This window comes from Citrobacter sp. TBCS-14 (genome assembly GCF_005280805.1).
GTDB classification, from domain to species: Bacteria; Pseudomonadota; Gammaproteobacteria; order Enterobacterales; family Enterobacteriaceae; genus Citrobacter; species Citrobacter gillenii.
Genome location: NZ_SZWM01000300.1, coordinates 1 through 299 on the forward strand (window position 1 = coordinate 1; position 299 = coordinate 299).

Below are 299 nucleotides of genomic sequence, written 5' to 3' on the forward strand. Positions count from 1 at the left end.
ATGCGCTACGCTATCGCAGCGATGCAGCGTCATCTTGAGGCTGGAAACGACACTCTACCGCTGGTGATTCCAGTGCTCTTTTACCATGGCAAGCAAAGCCCATGGCAAGGCTCAATGAACTGGCTGGATCACTTTGAGGATTCGGGAACCGCCCTTCAACTTTACAGCACACCGTTTCCGTTGGTGGATGTGACGGTTATTCCAGATGATGAAATCATGCAGCATCGCAGTATGGCGGCGCTGACATTAGTGCAAAAGCATATTCGCCAGCGCGACATGGCACAGCTGCTGGATAAACT

1 protein-coding gene is annotated in these 299 nt (G+C 51.8%); it reads left to right on the forward strand.

The genetic code is table 11. The annotated features are described in order from the left end of the window. A partial coding sequence (locus FDX22_RS15200; RefSeq protein WP_146717416.1) for an Rpn family recombination-promoting nuclease/putative transposase occupies nt 1–299 on the forward strand: 299 nt, incomplete at both ends.